The 15929-nt window shown below is 67.1% G+C and carries 16 protein-coding genes; 5 read left to right on the plus strand and 11 right to left on the minus strand.

Annotation, left to right across the window (positions count from 1 at the left end; all coding sequences use genetic code 11):
* The 3 genes from secB to ACPTTF_RS15505 all read right to left on the minus strand — a co-directional run bounded on the left by secB (position 1) and on the right by ACPTTF_RS15505 (position 1270).
* Complete coding sequence (gene secB, locus ACPTTF_RS15495) at positions 1 to 483, minus strand: protein-export chaperone SecB (RefSeq protein ID WP_011353285.1); 483 nt, start codon at positions 481 to 483, stop codon at positions 1 to 3.
* 107 nt (positions 484 to 590) lie between these two features.
* Entirely contained in the window at positions 591 to 851 is a 261-nt protein-coding gene (gene grxC / locus ACPTTF_RS15500; RefSeq protein ID WP_039346228.1) for a glutaredoxin 3, read from the minus strand.
* A complete protein-coding gene (locus ACPTTF_RS15505) occupies positions 848 to 1270 on the minus strand; it encodes a rhodanese-like domain-containing protein (RefSeq protein WP_166965128.1) in 423 nt (140 codons plus the stop codon). Before ACPTTF_RS15505 ends, grxC begins: the two co-directional genes overlap by 4 nt.
* Before the next feature lie 135 nt (positions 1271 to 1405).
* Here ACPTTF_RS15505 and gpmA point away from each other — a divergent pair, with 135 nt between their 5' ends.
* The 3 genes from gpmA to ACPTTF_RS15520 all read left to right on the plus strand — a co-directional run bounded on the left by gpmA (position 1406) and on the right by ACPTTF_RS15520 (position 4831).
* On the plus strand, positions 1406 to 2152 hold the full coding sequence (gene gpmA / locus ACPTTF_RS15510; protein WP_021164239.1) for a 2,3-diphosphoglycerate-dependent phosphoglycerate mutase: 747 nt from the start codon (positions 1406 to 1408) through the stop codon (positions 2150 to 2152).
* Between the two features lie 280 nt (positions 2153 to 2432).
* Positions 2433 to 3974 (plus strand): S41 family peptidase, encoded by a 1542-nt coding sequence (locus ACPTTF_RS15515; protein WP_423371643.1) that lies wholly within the window; start codon positions 2433 to 2435, stop codon positions 3972 to 3974.
* A gap of 104 nt (positions 3975 to 4078) precedes the next feature.
* Positions 4079 to 4831 carry a HesA/MoeB/ThiF family protein gene (locus ACPTTF_RS15520; RefSeq protein WP_423371644.1) on the plus strand — a complete coding sequence of 251 codons (753 nt, stop codon included), beginning with the start codon at positions 4079 to 4081 and terminating at the stop codon, positions 4829 to 4831.
* 73 nt (positions 4832 to 4904) lie between these two features.
* On the opposite strand, the gene ptsP is transcribed toward ACPTTF_RS15520, so the two are convergent.
* From ptsP to ACPTTF_RS15555, 7 genes are all read right to left on the minus strand, one after another.
* A complete protein-coding gene (gene ptsP / locus ACPTTF_RS15525) occupies positions 4905 to 6677 on the minus strand; it encodes a phosphoenolpyruvate--protein phosphotransferase (RefSeq protein WP_423371645.1) in 1773 nt (590 codons plus the stop codon).
* 201 nt (positions 6678 to 6878) lie between these two features.
* Positions 6879 to 7148 (minus strand): HPr family phosphocarrier protein, encoded by a 270-nt coding sequence (locus tag ACPTTF_RS15530; protein ID WP_031401331.1) that lies wholly within the window; start codon positions 7146 to 7148, stop codon positions 6879 to 6881.
* A 73-nt stretch (positions 7149 to 7221) separates the two neighbouring features.
* Positions 7222 to 7692 (minus strand): PTS sugar transporter subunit IIA, encoded by a 471-nt coding sequence (locus ACPTTF_RS15535; RefSeq protein WP_166965136.1) that lies wholly within the window; start codon positions 7690 to 7692, stop codon positions 7222 to 7224.
* A 230-nt stretch (positions 7693 to 7922) separates the two neighbouring features.
* Complete coding sequence (gene gshB, locus ACPTTF_RS15540; protein ID WP_423371646.1) at positions 7923 to 8879, minus strand: glutathione synthase; 957 nt, start codon at positions 8877 to 8879, stop codon at positions 7923 to 7925.
* Positions 8880 to 8905: 26 nt separating this feature from the next.
* The gene (gene gshA / locus ACPTTF_RS15545; protein WP_166965139.1) at positions 8906 to 10195 is read right to left on the minus strand and encodes a glutamate--cysteine ligase; all 1290 of its coding nucleotides are present in this window, start codon (positions 10193 to 10195) and stop codon (positions 8906 to 8908) included.
* A 243-nt stretch (positions 10196 to 10438) separates the two neighbouring features.
* Positions 10439 to 11962: an ammonium transporter gene (locus tag ACPTTF_RS15550; protein ID WP_423371647.1), complete on the minus strand. Its 1524-nt coding sequence runs from the start codon at positions 11960 to 11962 to the stop codon at positions 10439 to 10441.
* Between the two features lie 37 nt (positions 11963 to 11999).
* Positions 12000 to 12338 (minus strand): P-II family nitrogen regulator, encoded by a 339-nt coding sequence (locus tag ACPTTF_RS15555; protein WP_027789049.1) that lies wholly within the window; start codon positions 12336 to 12338, stop codon positions 12000 to 12002.
* A 355-nt stretch (positions 12339 to 12693) separates the two neighbouring features.
* Here ACPTTF_RS15555 and ACPTTF_RS15560 point away from each other — a divergent pair, with 355 nt between their 5' ends.
* Together ACPTTF_RS15560 and ACPTTF_RS15565 are read left to right on the plus strand one after the other, a co-directional pair.
* Positions 12694 to 12945, plus strand: a complete 252-nt coding sequence (locus tag ACPTTF_RS15560; RefSeq protein WP_006489451.1) for an accessory factor UbiK family protein — start codon at positions 12694 to 12696, stop codon at positions 12943 to 12945.
* Positions 12946 to 13378: 433 nt separating this feature from the next.
* Entirely contained in the window at positions 13379 to 15010 is a 1632-nt protein-coding gene (locus ACPTTF_RS15565) for a YifB family Mg chelatase-like AAA ATPase (protein WP_423371648.1), read from the plus strand.
* 333 nt (positions 15011 to 15343) lie between these two features.
* On the opposite strand, the gene ACPTTF_RS15570 is transcribed toward ACPTTF_RS15565, so the two are convergent.
* Positions 15344 to 15916 carry a hypothetical protein gene (locus tag ACPTTF_RS15570; protein ID WP_423371649.1) on the minus strand — a complete coding sequence of 191 codons (573 nt, stop codon included), beginning with the start codon at positions 15914 to 15916 and terminating at the stop codon, positions 15344 to 15346.
* Between the last annotated feature and the right edge of the window lie 13 nt (positions 15917 to 15929).

Here is a 15929-nt window from a genome sequence, read left to right on the forward strand (position 1 = left end):
TCAGTTCAGCGTCGTGCCGTTCGGCGCGCCTGCTGCGGCACCGGCCTGCTGCTGAAGCTGCGCGAGACGCTGTTCGTACAGCGCCTGGAAGTTGATTTCCGCCAGGTGGATCGGCGGGAAGCCCGCACGCGTGATCGCGTCGGCGATGTTCGAACGCAGGTACGGGAACAGGATCGTCGGGCACGCGATGCCGACGAGCGGGTCGAGCTGCTCGTCCGGAATGTTGCGAATGTCGAAAATGCCGGCCTGCTTCGCTTCGATCAGGAACGCGACCTTGTCCTTCACCTTCGCGGTGACGGTGCCCGACACGACGACTTCGAACACGCTTTCCGCGAGGCGGTCGGCCTTGACGTCGACTTCGACTTCAACCGACGGCATGTCCTGCTCGAGGAAGATCGCCGGCGAATTCGGCTGCTCGAGCGACATATCCTTCAGGTAGACGCGCTGGATGTTGAAGAACGGTTGGTTTTCGACGTCGGACATGGTGTTTCCCTAAAAGTGGTGACGGAGCGGCCCGGCTTCTCGCCGGCCGCCACGGATGAATCCTGCGCGCTCGAGCCGCAGCGCGGCCGGCGGCCATTCTGCCCTAATCAGGCCGCTTGCAGAAGCGGTACGAGGCCGCCTTCGCGGTCGAGCTTCGACAGATCGTCGTAGCCGCCGACGTGCGTGTCGCCGATATAGATCTGCGGCACCGTGCGGCGCCCCGTGCGCGTCATCATTTCGTCGCGGCGGGCCGGATCGCGGTCGATCAGCACCTTCTCGATCTGCTCGACACCGCGCAGCTTCAGCAGGCGCTCGGCCTGGATGCAATACGGACACACCTGCGTGCTGTACATCAAAACCTTGTTCACTTCGCCACTCCTTGTTTGACGACCGGCATCCCGGCCTGCTGCCAGGCGGCCACGCCGCCCTCGAGCACGTGCACCTCGGCGTAGCCCGCCGCCTCGACCTCGCGCGCCGCCTTCTGCGACTGCTGGCCGTTCTGGCAGACGAGCAGCACCGGCGTGCTCTTGTTCTTCGCGACCTGCGCGATCTTCGCGCCGATCTCGCCCGCCGCGACCTGACGTGCCGACGGCAGGTGGCCGGCAGCGAAATCGGACGCGGCGCGCACGTCGATCACGACCGCGTTGCGGCGGTTGATGAGTTGCGTCGCCTCTGCGGCCGACAGGCCGCCGCGGCCGCGGCGCAGTACGGGCCAGGCCAGCAGGCCGCCGGATACCACCAGGATCGCGATAAGGGCCAGGTTGGTGTAATCGGTAAAGAACGTCACGGAATTCCGCCGGAAAAAGAGAAATCGGATGAGGACAATCCCGCCATTATAAAATAACCGTCTTGCGCGATGGCGGGCCCGGGTCGGGTCCTGCGCGACGCGCCACAGCTTCCTTCACTACCGACCGCAAGATCCATGTACAAACTCGTTCTCATCCGCCACGGCGAATCGACGTGGAACAAGGAAAACCGCTTCACCGGCTGGGTCGACGTCGACCTGACCGAACAGGGTCGCAACGAGGCCTACCAGGCCGGCGAATTGCTCAAGGAGGCCGGCTACACGTTCGACATCGCGTACACGTCGGTACTCAAGCGCGCGATCCGCACGCTGTGGCACGTGCAGGACCGGATGGACCTCATGTACCTGCCGGTCGTCCACTCGTGGCGCCTGAACGAGCGCCACTACGGCGCGCTGTCGGGCCTGAACAAGGCGGAAACGGCCGCGAAGTTCGGCGACGACCAGGTGCTCGTGTGGCGCCGCAGCTACGACACGCCGCCGCCCGCGCTCGAGCCGACCGACGAACGCGCGCCGTTCAACGACCCGCGCTACGCGAAGGTGCCGCGCGAGCAGCTGCCGCTCACCGAGTGCCTGAAGGACACGGTCGCGCGCGTGCTGCCGCTGTGGAACGAGTCGATCGCCCCGGCGGTCCGCGCCGGCAAGCAGGTGCTGATCGCCGCGCACGGCAACTCGCTGCGCGCGCTGATCAAGTACCTCGACGGCATCTCGGACAGCGACATCGTCGGCCTGAACATCCCGAACGGCGTGCCGCTCGTGTATGAGCTCGACGAGAACCTGAAGCCGATCAAGCACTATTACCTCGGCGACCAGGACGCGATCGCACAGGCGCAGGCCGCCGTCGCGAAGCAGGGCAAGGCGGGCTGACGCCCGTCGGCCGGGTGAGCCGGGCAGGCTGGGTGAGCCGCGTCCGGCGCGGCATGCCCGGCCCCGGCCCTCGCCCGGCGTACCGCGCGAACCTTCGCGCGCCCGACGCTGTCGAATCCGCTTTCGAACCCGCAGCGCGTCCGGCGGTGCCCCGCCGGGCCTTCCCCGGGGCCCTTTTCGACGCTTTTCGCGCCGTTCCACTGAGTTATCGGACGAACAGTTATACTTGTCCGCTACATCCCCGCTACCGCCACGCGCTTCCCGACCGCACCAGATCTCTATGCGAATGAAATTGAAGAACATCGGCCTGATTGCCGCGGGCCTCGCCACGGGCGTGTTCGCCACGCTGCAGGTTTCCGCATCGGCCGAGCAGACCGCCACGGCGCCGCTTCCCCTCGACCAGCTCCGCCTGTTCGCGGAAGTCTTCGGACAGATCAAGCGCGAGTACGTCGAACCGGTCGACGACAAGAAGCTGCTGACGGCCGCGATCAAGGGCATGGTGTCGAGCCTCGACCCGCATTCGTCGTTCCTCGACAAGACCGACTATGACGAGCTGCAGGAGCAGACGAAGGGCCGCTTCGCGGGTCTCGGCATCGAGATCTCGCAGGAAGACGGCCTCGTCAAGGTGATCTCGCCGATCGAAGATACGCCCGCGTTCCGCGCCGGCATCCGTCCGGGCGACCTGATCACGCGCATCAACGACAAGCCGGTGCGCGGCATGACGCTCGACAAGGCCGTGAAGCAGATGCGCGGCGAGCCGGGCACCAAGGTCACGCTGACGATCTTCCGCAAGAGCGACGACCGCACGTTCCCGGTCACGGTCACGCGCGCGATCATCAAGGTCCAGAGCGTGAAGATGAAGATCCTCGATCCGGGCTATGCGTATGTCCGCATCACGAGCTTCCAGGAGCGCACGACGCCCGATCTCGCGCAGAAGCTGCAGGACATCGCACGCCAGCAGCCGAACCTGAAGGGCCTCGTCCTCGACCTGCGCAACAACGGCGGCGGCCTGCTGCAGAGCGCGGTCGGCGTGGCCGGCGCGTTCCTGCCGCCCGACTCCGTCGTCGTGTCGACCAACGGCCAGATCGCCGATTCGAAGCAGGTCTACCGCGATACGTACGACAACTATCGCCTGCCGTCCTTCGACGGCGATCCGCTGAAGAATCTGCCGCCGGTCTTCAAGACGGTGCCGATGATCGTGCTGACGAACGCCTATTCGGCGTCGGCGTCGGAAATCGTCGCCGGTGCGCTGCAGGATTCGAAGCGCGCGCAGATCATGGGCAAGACGACGTTCGGCAAGGGTTCGGTGCAGACGGTCCGCCCGATGACGGCCGACACCGCGCTGCGCCTGACCACCGCGTACTACTACACGCCGAGCGGCCGTTCGATCCAGAACAAGGGCATCACGCCCGACGTGCCGGTCGATCAGTACGCGGACGGCGATCCGGACGACGTGCTCGTGACGCGCGAGGTCGACTACTCGAACCACCTCGCGAACACGCAGGATCCGAACGAGAAGAAGGAACAGGAAGACCGCGAGCAGCGCCGGATGGATCAGCTGCGCATCCTCGAAGAGCAGAACGACAAGAAGACGCCGGAGCAGCGCCAGAAGGACCGCGATCGCAAGCCGATCGAGTTCGGCAGCGCCGACGACTTCATGATGCAGCAGGCGCTCAACAAGCTCGAAGGCAAGCCGGTGCAGGAATCGAAGTCGCTGCTCGCCGAGAGCGCGACGAAGAGCCCGGCCGGCAAGGCCACGTCCGCCGCGAAGGCGTCGGGCGCGAAGGCCGCCGCACCGAAGCCCGCGTCGGCACCGCAGTAAGCGCCGGCCGGCATCCGACGGGCCATCGCGGGAAGACCGCGATGGCCCGTTTTTCATGCGCGCCTAAAATAACGACACGTACGCCGCCTCGCCCACGACTCCCCATGAACGACGATCAACTCCTTCGCTACTCCCGTCACATCCTCGTCGACGAAATCGGCATCGAGGCGCAGCAGCGCTTTCTCGATGCGCACGCGATCGTCGTCGGCGCGGGCGGCCTCGGCTCGCCCGCCGCGATGTACCTCGCGGCATCGGGCGTCGGCACGATCACGCTCGTCGACGCCGATACGGTCGATCTCACGAACCTGCAGCGGCAGATCCTGCACGTGACGGCATCGGTCGGCCGCAGCAAGGTCGAATCGGGGCGCGACGCGCTCGCGCAGTTGAACCCCGAGGTGACGGTGCAAGCGGTCGCAGAGCGTGTCGACGACGCATGGCTCGACGCGCACGTGCCGCGCGCGACCGTCGTGCTCGACTGCACCGACAACTTCGCGACGCGGCACGCGATCAACCGCGCGTGCGTCGCGCACGGCGTGCCGCTCGTGTCGGGCGCCGCGCTGCGCTTCGACGGCCAGATCAGCACGTTCGATTTCCGCGACCCGGCCGCGCCCTGCTATGCGTGCGTGTTTCCGGAAGACCAGCCGTTCGAGGAAGTCGCATGCGCGACGATGGGCGTGTTCGCGCCGACGGTCGGGATCATCGGCGCGATGCAGGCCGCCGAGGCGCTGCGCGTGATCGGCGACATCGGCAAAACGCTCAACGGGCGGCTGATGATGCTCGATTCGCTGCGGATGGAATGGACGACAATGAAAATCGCGCGCCAGGCCGACTGCCCCGTGTGCGGGGGCCGGCACTGACGCGCGACGGGCATGCGCCAGCCGGCGCATGCGTGTTGACACTTCGCTACCGTTCGAGCGGCGACGCGCTCGCCTACGCGGCCGCGTCCGCGCGCGGCTCGGCGACCGACAGCCGCTGCAGCGCGGCCTGCACTTCCTCCGGCTCGAACGCGGCGAGCACGTCGGCCGTCGGCTTTTCGAGCGCCTTCAGGTGTGCGCGCAGGATCTCCTGCTTCACGACGAGCAGCTGGCTCGGGTGCATCGAGAACTCGGTGAGCCCCATCCCGAGCAACAGGCGCGTGAGCGCCGGGTCGCCCGCCATCTCCCCGCACACCGACACCGATACACCCGCACGCTTCGCTTCACGCAACGTATAGGCGATCAGGTGCAGCACGGCCGGATGCAGCGGGTCGTACAGATGCGCGACCGCGTTGTCGGCGCGGTCGATCGCGAGCGTGTACTGGATCAGGTCGTTCGTGCCGATCGACAGGAAATCGAACCGCTTCAGGAACAGCGGCAGCGCGATCGCCGCGGCCGGGATCTCGATCATCGCGCCGATGCGCACGTTCGGATCGTACGCGAGCCCCGCGTCGTCGAGCTGGCGCTTCGCCTCGCGGATCAGGTCGAGCGACTGGTCGATCTCCTGCGCGTGCGCGAGCATCGGGATCAGGATCTTCACCTGGCCGAACGCGGACGCGCGCAGGATCGCGCGCAGCTGCGTGAGGAACATCTGCGGCTCGGACAGGCTCCAGCGGATCGCGCGCAGGCCGAGCGCGGGGTTCGGCGCCGTCTCGTAGCCCTCGTCGAGCGCCTCGAGCGGCTTGTCCGCGCCGACGTCGATCGTGCGGATCGTCACCGGCATGCCCTTCATCCACTCGACGGCCCGCTTGTACGCGGCGAACTGCTCTTCCTCCTCCGGCATCTCCTTCTGATGCATGAACAGGAATTCGGAACGGAACAGCCCGACGCCGACCGCGCCGGCCTCGACGGCCGCCTTCGCGTCGTCGGGCAGTTCGATGTTCGCGTACAGCTCGATCTTGGTGCCGCACAACGTTTGCGTCGGCGAGAATTTCAAACGCTGCAGCTTGCGTTGCTCCAGCAGCTTCTCGGACTGCCGGTACGAATATTCCTCGAGGACGATCGGCGCCGGATCGACGATCACGATGCCCTGGTCGCCGTCGACGATGATCAGGTCGTCCTTGCGGATCAGCGCGCTCGCGTGCTGCACGCCGACCGCGGCCGGAATGCCGAGGCTGCGCGCGACGATCGCCGTGTGCGACGTACGCCCGCCGAGGTCGGTGACGAACGCCTGGAACGACTGCGACTTGAACTGCATCATGTCGGCCGGCGCGATGTCGTGCGCGACGACGATCATATCGTTCGTGCCGTTCCTGGCCGCGCGGTCGAGTGCCTGCGACGCGGACGGTGCGCCGGCGAGCGCCTTCAGCACGCGCTCGACCACCTGCTCGATGTCGGCCTTGCGCTCGCGCAGGTATTCATCCTCGATGTCGTCGAAGTGACGCGTGAGCAGCTCGAGCTGCTCGGTCAGCGCCCACTCGACGTTGTAGCGGCGCGCGCGGATCAGGTCGATGGTTTCCTGCACGAGCATCTCGTCGCTCAGGATCATCGCGTGAACGTCGATGAATGCGCCGACTTCGCTCGGGGTATCGTCGGTCAGGTCAGCGCGCAGCGCCTCGAGTTCGTGATGCACGACTTCGAGTGCCGTGCGGAAGCGCTCGACCTCGGCATCGATCTGGTTTGCGTCGATCAGGTAATGGGCGACGTCGAGCGCCGCCGGCGCGATCAGGTACGCTCGCCCGATCGCGATACCACGTGAGACGGGAATGCCATGCAGCGTGAAGGACACGCGCACCTCCTCTGTACAAGTAAAGCCGCGGCACACTGCTGCGATGCGCTTATGACCCCGGTTAGCGATTATAAATTCCGCGCGCCCCCGCTGACTGCATGCACCGCAGCATTGCGCATTCCGCATCAATGCTTCCGGCGAAAAAAATGCCGCGAGATCCGCGGCATTCTGGCTGGAAACGGCAACGATCCCGCGTGGCGATCACTGGCCTTCGCCGAATTTGTCGGCGATCAGTTTCAGCAGCGCGTCCATCGCTTCCCGCTCGTCGGACCCTTCGGTCTCGATCGTCACGGTGCTGCCGATGCCCGCCGCCAGCATCATCACGCCCATGATGCTCTTCGCATTGATCTTGCGCCCGTTGCGCGTCATCCAGACTTCCGACTGGAAGTTGCCGGCCAGTTGCGTAAGCTTGGCCGATGCGCGCGCATGGAGCCCCAATTTATTGACGATGGTGGTTTCTTGTTGAAGCATGATTCTCGGTCGGGTCGGTCGGAGCCGCCGGCGGCGCGCGTCGGCGGTGTTGTCTAAAACGGAAAACGGGAAATCAGTGCGACTCGGTGCGCGGCTGCGGTTCGGGCGGAATCGGTGCGCACTGGCCGCAGCCGGTTTCCGTCGGCGGCGGCGGCGTACCGGACGACACCTCGTGGACGCCCTTCGCGCCGCCGGACAGCGCCTTGTCGACCAGCTTGTCGAGCGGCACGGTGCGGTAGCAGACGGCCCGCACGAGCATCGGCAGGTTCGCGCCCGCGAGCACGCGCACGTTGTCGATCTTGGCAAGCTGGCCCGCGATGTTCGCGGGCGTCGCGCCGTACATGTCGGTCAGCACGACCACGCCGTTCTCTTCCTTGAGCCGAGCGAGCTCCGCGTGCGCGAACGCCATCACCTGGGTCGGATCGCTGTCCGCCGTCACGTCGATGCAGCCGATGCGGGCGGGCACGCCGCCGTAGATGTGCGCGATGCAGTCCCGCAGCGCGGTGGCGAGCGGGGCGTGCGCGATGATCAGGATCCCGGCCATGTCAGATCGCTCCCGGCCGCCCCTGGCGGGCCGATACCCCGCGGCGGGGCAATGAGCGTAGCGAGTGTGGGAAACGTTCCATGTTCAGCCTTGCAACAGTTTCGGCCCGACCGCCGGGCCTTTGGTGCGCGATCGCGGCACCGGGCAAGCGGGCATTGTAGCAGGCCGGTCGAACTGCTCCGGCGACGGGGGACCTGCGCGGCCGCCGCCGGGGTTACGCGGGAGACGGCCTACGCGGCCGCACGCTCCAGCGCGTCGATGAACATCGCGGCGACGTCGAAGCCCGTCTGCTCCATGATCTCGCGGAAGCACGTCGGGCTCGTGACGTTCACCTCGGTCAGCCAGTCGCCGATCGCATCGAGGCCGACCAGCAGCAACCCGCGTGCCGCGAGCACGGGCCCGAGCGTTTCGGCGATCTCACGATCGCGGGCCGTCAGCGGCTGCGCGACACCCAGCCCGCCAGCAGCCAGATTACCGCGCACCTCGCTGCCCTGCGGAATCCGCGCGAGCGAAAACGGTACGGGCTCGCCGCCGATCAGCAGGATGCGCTTGTCGCCGGCCTTGATCTCGGGGATGAATTTCTGCGCCATCACCGAGCGCGTGCCGTCGTGGCTCAGCATCTCGATGATCGAGCCGAGGTTCATGCCGTCCGGCTTCACGCGGAACACACCCATCCCGCCCATCCCGTCGAGCGGCTTCAGGATCACGTCGCCGTGCTCGGCGTGGAACGCGCGCAGCCGTTTCGCGTCGCGTGTGACGAGCGTCGGCGCGACGAACTGCGGAAACTCGCCGATCGCGAGCTTCTCCGAATGGTCGCGGATCGACTGCGCCTTGTTGAACACGCGTGCACCGGCGCGCTCGGCCAGCTCGAGCAGCCACGTCGACGTCACGTATTCCATGTCGAACGGCGGATCCTTGCGCATCAGCACCGCGCCGAACGATTCGAGGCGGCGCGCCTCGACAAGCCCGGCCTCGTACCACGTCTCGCGATGCAGGTCGTCCGGTTCGCCGACGAAGGTGATGCGCCGCACGTCGGCCTCGACGGCCGACCCCGTCCACGCGAGGTGGTTCGGCTCGCACGCGTACACCGCATGCCCGCGCCGCGCCGCCTCGGCCATCATCGCGTAGGTCGAATCCTTGTAGATCTTGAAGCGCTCGAGCGGGTCGGCGATAAAGAGAATGTCCATGAGGTCCTGTACGTAGCGAAGGTCCGTTACACCTGGATGGCTTCGGGATCGGTCTTTTCCAGTTCGATCGACGACGCGATCAGCGACAGCCGCGCGACGACGCCGTACATGTAGAAACGGTTCGGCGGCGCGGCGCCCGGCTTCGCGCCGGCGTCCGGCAGCGCGGTGTGCTCGAAGCCGAGCGGCACGTAGTGCATGCCGGGCGCGTTCAGGTTCTGGTCGCGCTCGCGGCCGGCGTGCGTGCGGTAGAAGCCGCCGACCACATAGCGGTCGATCATGTACACGACGGGCTCCGCGACTTCGTCGCCGACGCGCTCGAACGTATAGACGCCTTCCTGCACGATCACGTCGCGCACCGCGAGGCCGGCCTTCGACTCGGCCATCTGCGCGCGCTCGGCCTTCGACATGCGGCCGATCTCGGCCGCGTCGTGCACGGTCATCACGCCGCGCCCCGCCGTGCCCGCGTCGGCCTTCACGACGACGTACGGCTTCTCGCTGATCCCGTATTCGCGGTACTTGCGCGCGATCTTCTTCAGCACGCTGTCGATTGACTCGGCGAGCGCCTGCTCGCCTTCATGCGCCTGCCAGTCGACGCCTTCCACGTGCGAGAAATACGGATTCACCATCCACGGATCGACGCCGACCATCTTCGCGAACTTCTTCGCGACGTCGTCGTAGCACGAGAAGTGCGTCGACTTGCGGCGCACGGCCCAGCCCGCGTGCAGCGGCGGCAGCAGGTATTGCTCGTGCAGGTTTTCCAGCACGCCCGGGATGCCGGCCGACAGGTCGTTGTTCAGCAGGATCGAGCACGGGTCGAAATTCTTCAGGCCGAGGCGGCGCTGCGAACGCTCGAGCGGTTCGAGCACGATCTTCTGGCCGTCGGCCAGCGTGATCGGCGTCATGTCGGTGATGCTCGGGTCGAGCGACCCGAAGCGCACGTTCAGGCCGGCCTGGCGCATGATCGTCGCGAGGCGTGCGACGTTTTCGAGATAGAACGCGTTGCGGGTCGGCAGCTCGGGAATCACGAGCAGGTTCTTCGCGTCCGGGCAGATCTTCTCGATCGCGGCCATCGCGGCCTGTACGGCGAGCGGCAGCACTTCGGACGGCAGATTGTTGAACGCGCCGGGAAACAGGTTCGCGTCGACGGGCGCCAGCTTGAAGCCGGCGTTGCGCAGGTCCACCGAACAATAGAACGGCGGGGTATGTTCCTGCCATTCGAGCCTGAACCAGCGTTCGATCGCAGGCGTCGCGTCGAGGATCTTCTGCTCGAGTTCGAGCAGCGGACCGTTCAACGCGGTAACGAGGTGGGGAACCATGAATCACTCGCGAGCGGGAGAATGAAGATTGTAGAGCAATTGCCCCGCCCATTTGGGGATTGTTCCCGGCTTCGCAAGGGTTTGGAGGAAGTTTTCGGCTATTGACCCGATAGCGCGAAGGGTTATGCGCTACGGCAGCAGCCGGCAGGAGAAAAAAAGCCCGCCGGGTGGGCGGGCCGAAGTCGCTGCGCTCATTCATGGCGGGCGCCGTCGTCGCGGCGGCCCGCCGGTCATCCTTATGACTTATTCGACATGCTCGCCGTGCAGGATCACGTCGAGGCCTTCGCGCTCTTCTTCTTCCGACACGCGCAAGCCCATCGTCATGTCGATCACCTTCAGCAGCACGAAGCTCAGCACGCCGCTGTACACCAGCGTGATCAGCACGCCCTTGGCCTGCAGCAGCAGGCTGCCGTCGGCGCCGCCGATGTCCTTGACCGCGAACACGCCCGTCAGCAGCGCGCCGAGAATCCCGCCCACGCCGTGCACACCGAACGCGTCGAGCGAATCGTCGTAGCCGAGCTTCGACTTGAGCCACGTCGCCGACCAGAAGCACACGACGCCGGCCGCGATGCCGATCACGAGTGCGCCCGTCACGCCGACGAAGCCGGCCGCCGGCGTAATCGCGACGAGGCCCGCGACTGCACCCGACACGATGCCGAGCACCGACGGCTTGCCCTTCGCGACCCATTCGGCAAACATCCAGCCGAGCGCCGCGCAGGCCGTCGCGACTTGCGTCGTCAGCATCGCGAAGCCGGCACGGCCGTCAGCCGCGACCGCCGAGCCCGCGTTGAAACCGAACCAGCCGAACCACAGCATCGAGCCGCCGATCATCGTCAGCACGAGGTTGTGCGGCGCCATCGATTCGCGGCCGTAGCCGACGCGCTTGCCGAGCACCAGGCACGACATCAGGCCTGCGATACCGGCGTTGATGTGCACCACCGTGCCGCCCGCGAAGTCGAGCACGCCGTCCGACGACAGCCAGCCGGTCGGCTCCCACACCATGTGCGCGATCGGCACATAGACGATCAGCGACCAGAGCGTCATGAACACCAGCATCGCCGAGAACTTCATGCGATCGGCGAACGCGCCGCAGATCAGGGCCGGCGTGATGATCGCGAACGTCATCTGGTAGACGAAGTAGACCGTCTCCGGAATCGTCGGCGCCAGGTGGCTGACGGTCAGCGTGGTCGCCTTGTCGCCGTGGATGTAGTTCATCCCGTGCAGGAACGCGCGCGACAGGCCGCCGATGAAGCCGTTGCCCGGCGTGAACGCGAGGCTGTAGCCGACCACCGTCCACAGCACCGTGATCAGCGCGGTGATCGCGAAGCTCTGCATCACGGTCGCGAGCACGTTCTTCTTGCGGACCATGCCCGCGTAGAACAGCGCGAGGCCGGGGATCGTCATGAACAGCACGAGCGCGGTGGAGGTCAGCATCCACGCGGTGTCGCCCGAGTTGATCTTCGACGAATCGACGGAGAACGGCGCGGTCGGCGCGGCGGGTGCGGCCGGTGCCGAAGCGGCGGCGGCGGCCGACGCGTCGGTGGCGCCCGAAGCCGGTGCGGCGGCTGCGGCCGTGGCGGAGGCATCGGTTGCGGCCGGCGCCGAAGCGGCCGAAGCGGCCGGAGCGGCGGCAGCCGAGGCGTCGGAAGCCGTTGCGGCGGGCGCGGACGCAGCCGCGGCGGACGCCGCGTCGTCGGCGAGCGCGGAGCCGACGCCGGCCGCGATCAGCGAGCCGGCCATCAGCAGGGACATCAGAAGTTTGCGCATCTTGGGTTTCCTCTTGTCGCTTGTCTTGTGTGTTCTGTTACAGCGCGTCTGCGCCGGTCTCCCCGGTGCGAATCCGGATCACCTGTTCGATCGCCGTGACGAAGATCTTGCCGTCGCCGATCTTGCCGGTGCGCGCGGCCCGCTCGATCGCCTCGACCGCCTGGTCGACGAGATCGTCGGACACGGCTGCCTCGATCTTCATCTTCGGCAGGAAATCGACCACGTATTCGGCGCCGCGGTACAGCTCGGTGTGCCCCTTCTGCCGCCCGAACCCTTTCACCTCCGTGACCGTGATGCCCGAGACGCCAAGCGCCGACAGCGCCTCGCGCGTCTCATCGAGCTTGAACGGCTTGATGATTGCGGTAATGAGTTTCATGAAGTCCTCTCGCTGGGTTGTCCCGTCGAATTGGTTGGAATGTTGTAACGGACTCTCCTCAGCAACTCGCATGCCATGTCGGTTCGAGCACCGTTTCAAAGGGCTTCATCAAGGGGTCGCATCCCGTGATGTAAGGTACGGAAGCCCGGCCGAATGGCCAACGTGGCCCGGTTTGCTGGCGCGGCGAAAGGATCGTTGCTAGAGTGCACGCACGTCCCGGATCGCCGGGGCATTCACCCATGCGGGCGCCATGCCCGGAATTCGCGCTCCGGGCGCACCATTTCCGGTCATGCGTGCATCATGGGCACGTACGCAACTGAAGATGCACATTTTTTGTGCAAGGAAGGGGAATCACATGAAGCAACCCAGCGACGTTTTCAACGATCTGCAGTCGCGCGTCAGCGATCTGCTGAAAAACTCGCCGGCCAAGGACGTCGAGCGCAACGTGAAGGCCATGCTGTCGCAAGGCTTTTCGAAACTCGATCTCGTCACGCGCGAGGAATTCGACACGCAGGCGCAAGTGCTCGCCCGCACCCGCGTGCGCCTCGAGGAACTCGAAAAGCGCGTTGCGGAACTCGAGCAGAAGCTCGCCGCACCGCAAGCCTGACGCCCCACCCGGCCGCAAGGTCCGGGCGCGGGCCGCCTCGTGCGGCCCGCGCCCGCCGCCTCCGAAGCCCTGAAGTCGCCCTGCCGCCGTTCGTCGTCCGTCGTTCTCCGCAGCATCCCCGCTCTTCGCTGTTCATCGCTCTTCGTAGTCCCCCGCTCTTCGTAGTCCCTCGTTCTTCGTAGCCCTTCGCTCTTCGTAGTCCCTCGCTCTTCGCAGTCCCTCGTTCTTCGCAGCCCCCCGCTCTTCGCAGTCCCTCGCTCTTCGCAGTCCCTCGTTCTTCGCAGCCCCCCCGCTCTTCGTAGCCCCTCGCTCTTCGCAGTCCCTCGTTCTTTTCCCGCGCCACGCCGGCAAGCGCGCACCGATTCCTCCGATTTCCGCGGCACACGGTCACGAATGGCCGTCGCCCGTCCGTTTTGTTTACAGGAGCCTCGCCATGTCGCTCGCCGTGGTGCGCAGCCGCGCGCCCGCCTCCGGCCGTGCGCCGGACGTTACCGTCGAAGTCCATCTCGCCAACGGGCTGCCGTCGTTCTCGATCGTCGGCCTGCCCGATCTCGAGGTCCGCGAAAGCCGCGAGCGGGTGCGTGCCGCGCTGCAGAACTGCGGCTTCGAATTCCCCGTGCGCCGCATCACCGTCAACCTCGCGCCGGCCGACCTGCCGAAGGAGTCGGGGCGGTTCGACCTGCCGATCGCGCTCGGCATCCTCGCCGCGAACGGCCAGATCCCGGCCGACGCACTGGCCGGCCGCGAATTCGCGGGTGAGCTGTCGCTGACGGGCGCGCTGCGGCCGATGCGCGGTGCGTTCGCGATGGCGTGCGGGCTGGCGCGGGACTGGCAGGTCGCGGAAAGCGGCGCGGCTTCCGGTTGGCGCGCCGGCGCGCTTTCCGGTTCGAGCAACGGTGGCCAAGGGGCCGGCCCGGAGCCGGGCGCCACCGCCGCGTCAAACGCCCCCGAGCTGTACCTGCCGCTCGCCAGCGCCGCCGAGGCGGCGCTCGTGCCGGGCGTCACCGTGTTCGGCGCGCCGGACCTGCCCGCGTTGTGCGCTCACCTCGCCGGGGTGCCTGACGGCCGGCTCGCACCGGTCGCGGCGCCGTGCCTCGACGGCCTGCCGATGCCGGCCGCCCCCGATCTCGCCGATGTGGTCGGCCAGCGCGGCGCCCGCCGCGCGCTGGAAGTCGCGGCCGCGGGTGGCCATCACATGCTGATGGTCGGGCCGCCGGGTGCCGGCAAGTCGATGCTGGCCGCACGGCTGCCGGGCCTCCTGCCGCCGCTGACCGACGACGAGGCGCTGACCTCGGCGGCGCTCCTCTCTGCAAGCCGCCTCGGCTTTTCACCCGCGCAGTGGCGCCGGCGGCCGTTCCGTGCACCGCATCACTCGTCGAGCGCCGCCGCGCTGGTCGGCGGCCGCAACCCGCCGCAACCGGGCGAAATCACGCTCGCACATCTCGGCGTGCTGTTTCTCGACGAACTGCCCGAATTCGACCGGCACGTGCTCGAAATGCTGCGCGAGCCGCTGGAAGCCGGCCGGATCACGATTTCGCGCGCGGCGCAGCAGGCCGATTTCCCGGCCGCATGCCAGTTGATCGCCGCGATGAACCCATGCCCGTGCGGCTGGCACGGCGATCCGTCCGGGCGCTGCCGCTGCACGCCGGATGTCGCCGCGCGCTACCTGCGCAAGCTGTCGGGGCCGCTCGTCGATCGCATCGACATCCAGATCGACCTGCCCGCGCTATCGCCGGCCGAACTCGCGTCGCGCGCGACGGCGCCCGGCGAGCCGAGCGCGGCGGTGGCCGCGCGGGTCGCGCACGCGCGTGCGCTGCAGCTCGGCCGGCAGGGCAAGACGAATCACATGCTGAGCGGCCGCGAGACCGACGACCTGTGCCGGCCGACCGATGAAGGCGAACGGCTGCTGCGCGAAGCCGGCGAGCGCTTCGGCTGGTCGGCGCGCGCGTATTACCGCGTGCTGAAGGTCGCGCGGACGATCGCCGACCTGGCCGGCGACCCGCTGCCGACGGCCGCGCAGATCGCCGAAGCGATCCGCTACCGGCGCGCGCTGACGGCGCTGTGAGCGCCCTCGGAGGACAAAATCCGGCTGTCAAGACTTGACTTATGCACAATTTCGCGAATCCGGCCCCGGATCAAGGCTCGGCGGGGCCTTTGCAGCACGGAATCCGTATCTCGTTGTTTTAATTGATTTTTCTCAAAACACGAGCGCGCGACCAAACGGGCCGGAAGGCCGTCCCGCGCGGCTTGGCGGGAAATCCGGGCGACTTTTCAACAAAGTTATCCACATGCGCTGTGGATAGTCGAAAAAACCTCGCAAAATCCGACGACTAGCGCCGAAAGCTGCGAATGAACTTTCAGTTGTCACAGAGTGTCCCGGCGCCCTCGCCGCCCGCTGTCAGTCGAGCTTGAACGACCCGAAAAACTGGTCGAGCTGCTCCTGTGCAAGCGGCCCGTCGGCAATCACGACGGCCTGGTACGCGTGCCGGCCGCGTGCAGCGAGCCGGGCGACGATCGTCTTGCGTGTGCGATCGCCGCCGGCAGCCGCGCCCGCGATGCGCAGCTCGAGCCCGTTCACTGCTCCGCCGGCCGCGAGCGGCACGGGCACCGAAGCCGTCTGCGGCGCGCCTTCGAGGTTGCGCGACAGCCCGGCACGCAGGAATTCGAGCGCCGCGCGGCGCGTGTCGTCGCGGTCGTCGGGCAGCGTCAGCGTGCCGACCGCGAACACCGCGCCGTCCACGTGCGCGGCCTGCATCCGCATCGGCATCGACGCGCCGCCGATCGCCACCGGCTGCTGCTCGACGGTCGGCTTCGCCGGCAGGTCAATCGTGTAGCCAGCGTCGTTGTGCAGCGTGCGCCAGTCGTACGACGGCGAGCATGCGGCCAGCACGACGCTCACGCACGCGAGCGCGGCGAAGTGTCGCAGCGGACGAAAAAGGGGGCGCAACGAATCGGTGACTTCCTTCGGCATGGCGTGGATCGGG

It is taken from the genome of Burkholderia crassaminum (assembly GCF_964265005.1).
In the GTDB taxonomy this organism is placed as follows: domain Bacteria; phylum Pseudomonadota; class Gammaproteobacteria; order Burkholderiales; family Burkholderiaceae; genus Burkholderia.

Coding starts and splice junctions, on each gene's coding strand:
- ACPTTF_RS15535 (WP_166965136.1), bottom strand. CDS start 7,692: ATGGCCGGGATCCTGATCATCGCGCACGCCCCGCTCGCCACCGCGCTG.
- ACPTTF_RS15520 (WP_423371644.1), top strand. CDS start 4,079: ATGAACGACGATCAACTCCTTCGCTACTCCCGTCACATCCTCGTCGAC.
- secB (WP_011353285.1), bottom strand. CDS start 483: ATGTCCGACGTCGAAAACCAACCGTTCTTCAACATCCAGCGCGTCTAC.
- ACPTTF_RS15550 (WP_423371647.1), bottom strand. CDS start 11,962: ATGCGCAAACTTCTGATGTCCCTGCTGATGGCCGGCTCGCTGATCGCG.
- gshA (WP_166965139.1), bottom strand. CDS start 10,195: ATGGTTCCCCACCTCGTTACCGCGTTGAACGGTCCGCTGCTCGAACTC.
- ACPTTF_RS15515 (WP_423371643.1), top strand. CDS start 2,433: ATGCGAATGAAATTGAAGAACATCGGCCTGATTGCCGCGGGCCTCGCC.
- ACPTTF_RS15530 (WP_031401331.1), bottom strand. CDS start 7,148: ATGCTTCAACAAGAAACCACCATCGTCAATAAATTGGGGCTCCATGCG.
- gshB (WP_423371646.1), bottom strand. CDS start 8,879: ATGGACATTCTCTTTATCGCCGACCCGCTCGAGCGCTTCAAGATCTAC.
- ACPTTF_RS15555 (WP_027789049.1), bottom strand. CDS start 12,338: ATGAAACTCATTACCGCAATCATCAAGCCGTTCAAGCTCGATGAGACG.
- gpmA (WP_021164239.1), top strand. CDS start 1,406: ATGTACAAACTCGTTCTCATCCGCCACGGCGAATCGACGTGGAACAAG.
- ACPTTF_RS15570 (WP_423371649.1), bottom strand. CDS start 15,916: ATGCCGAAGGAAGTCACCGATTCGTTGCGCCCCCTTTTTCGTCCGCTG.
- ACPTTF_RS15565 (WP_423371648.1), top strand. CDS start 13,379: ATGTCGCTCGCCGTGGTGCGCAGCCGCGCGCCCGCCTCCGGCCGTGCG.
- ACPTTF_RS15560 (WP_006489451.1), top strand. CDS start 12,694: ATGAAGCAACCCAGCGACGTTTTCAACGATCTGCAGTCGCGCGTCAGC.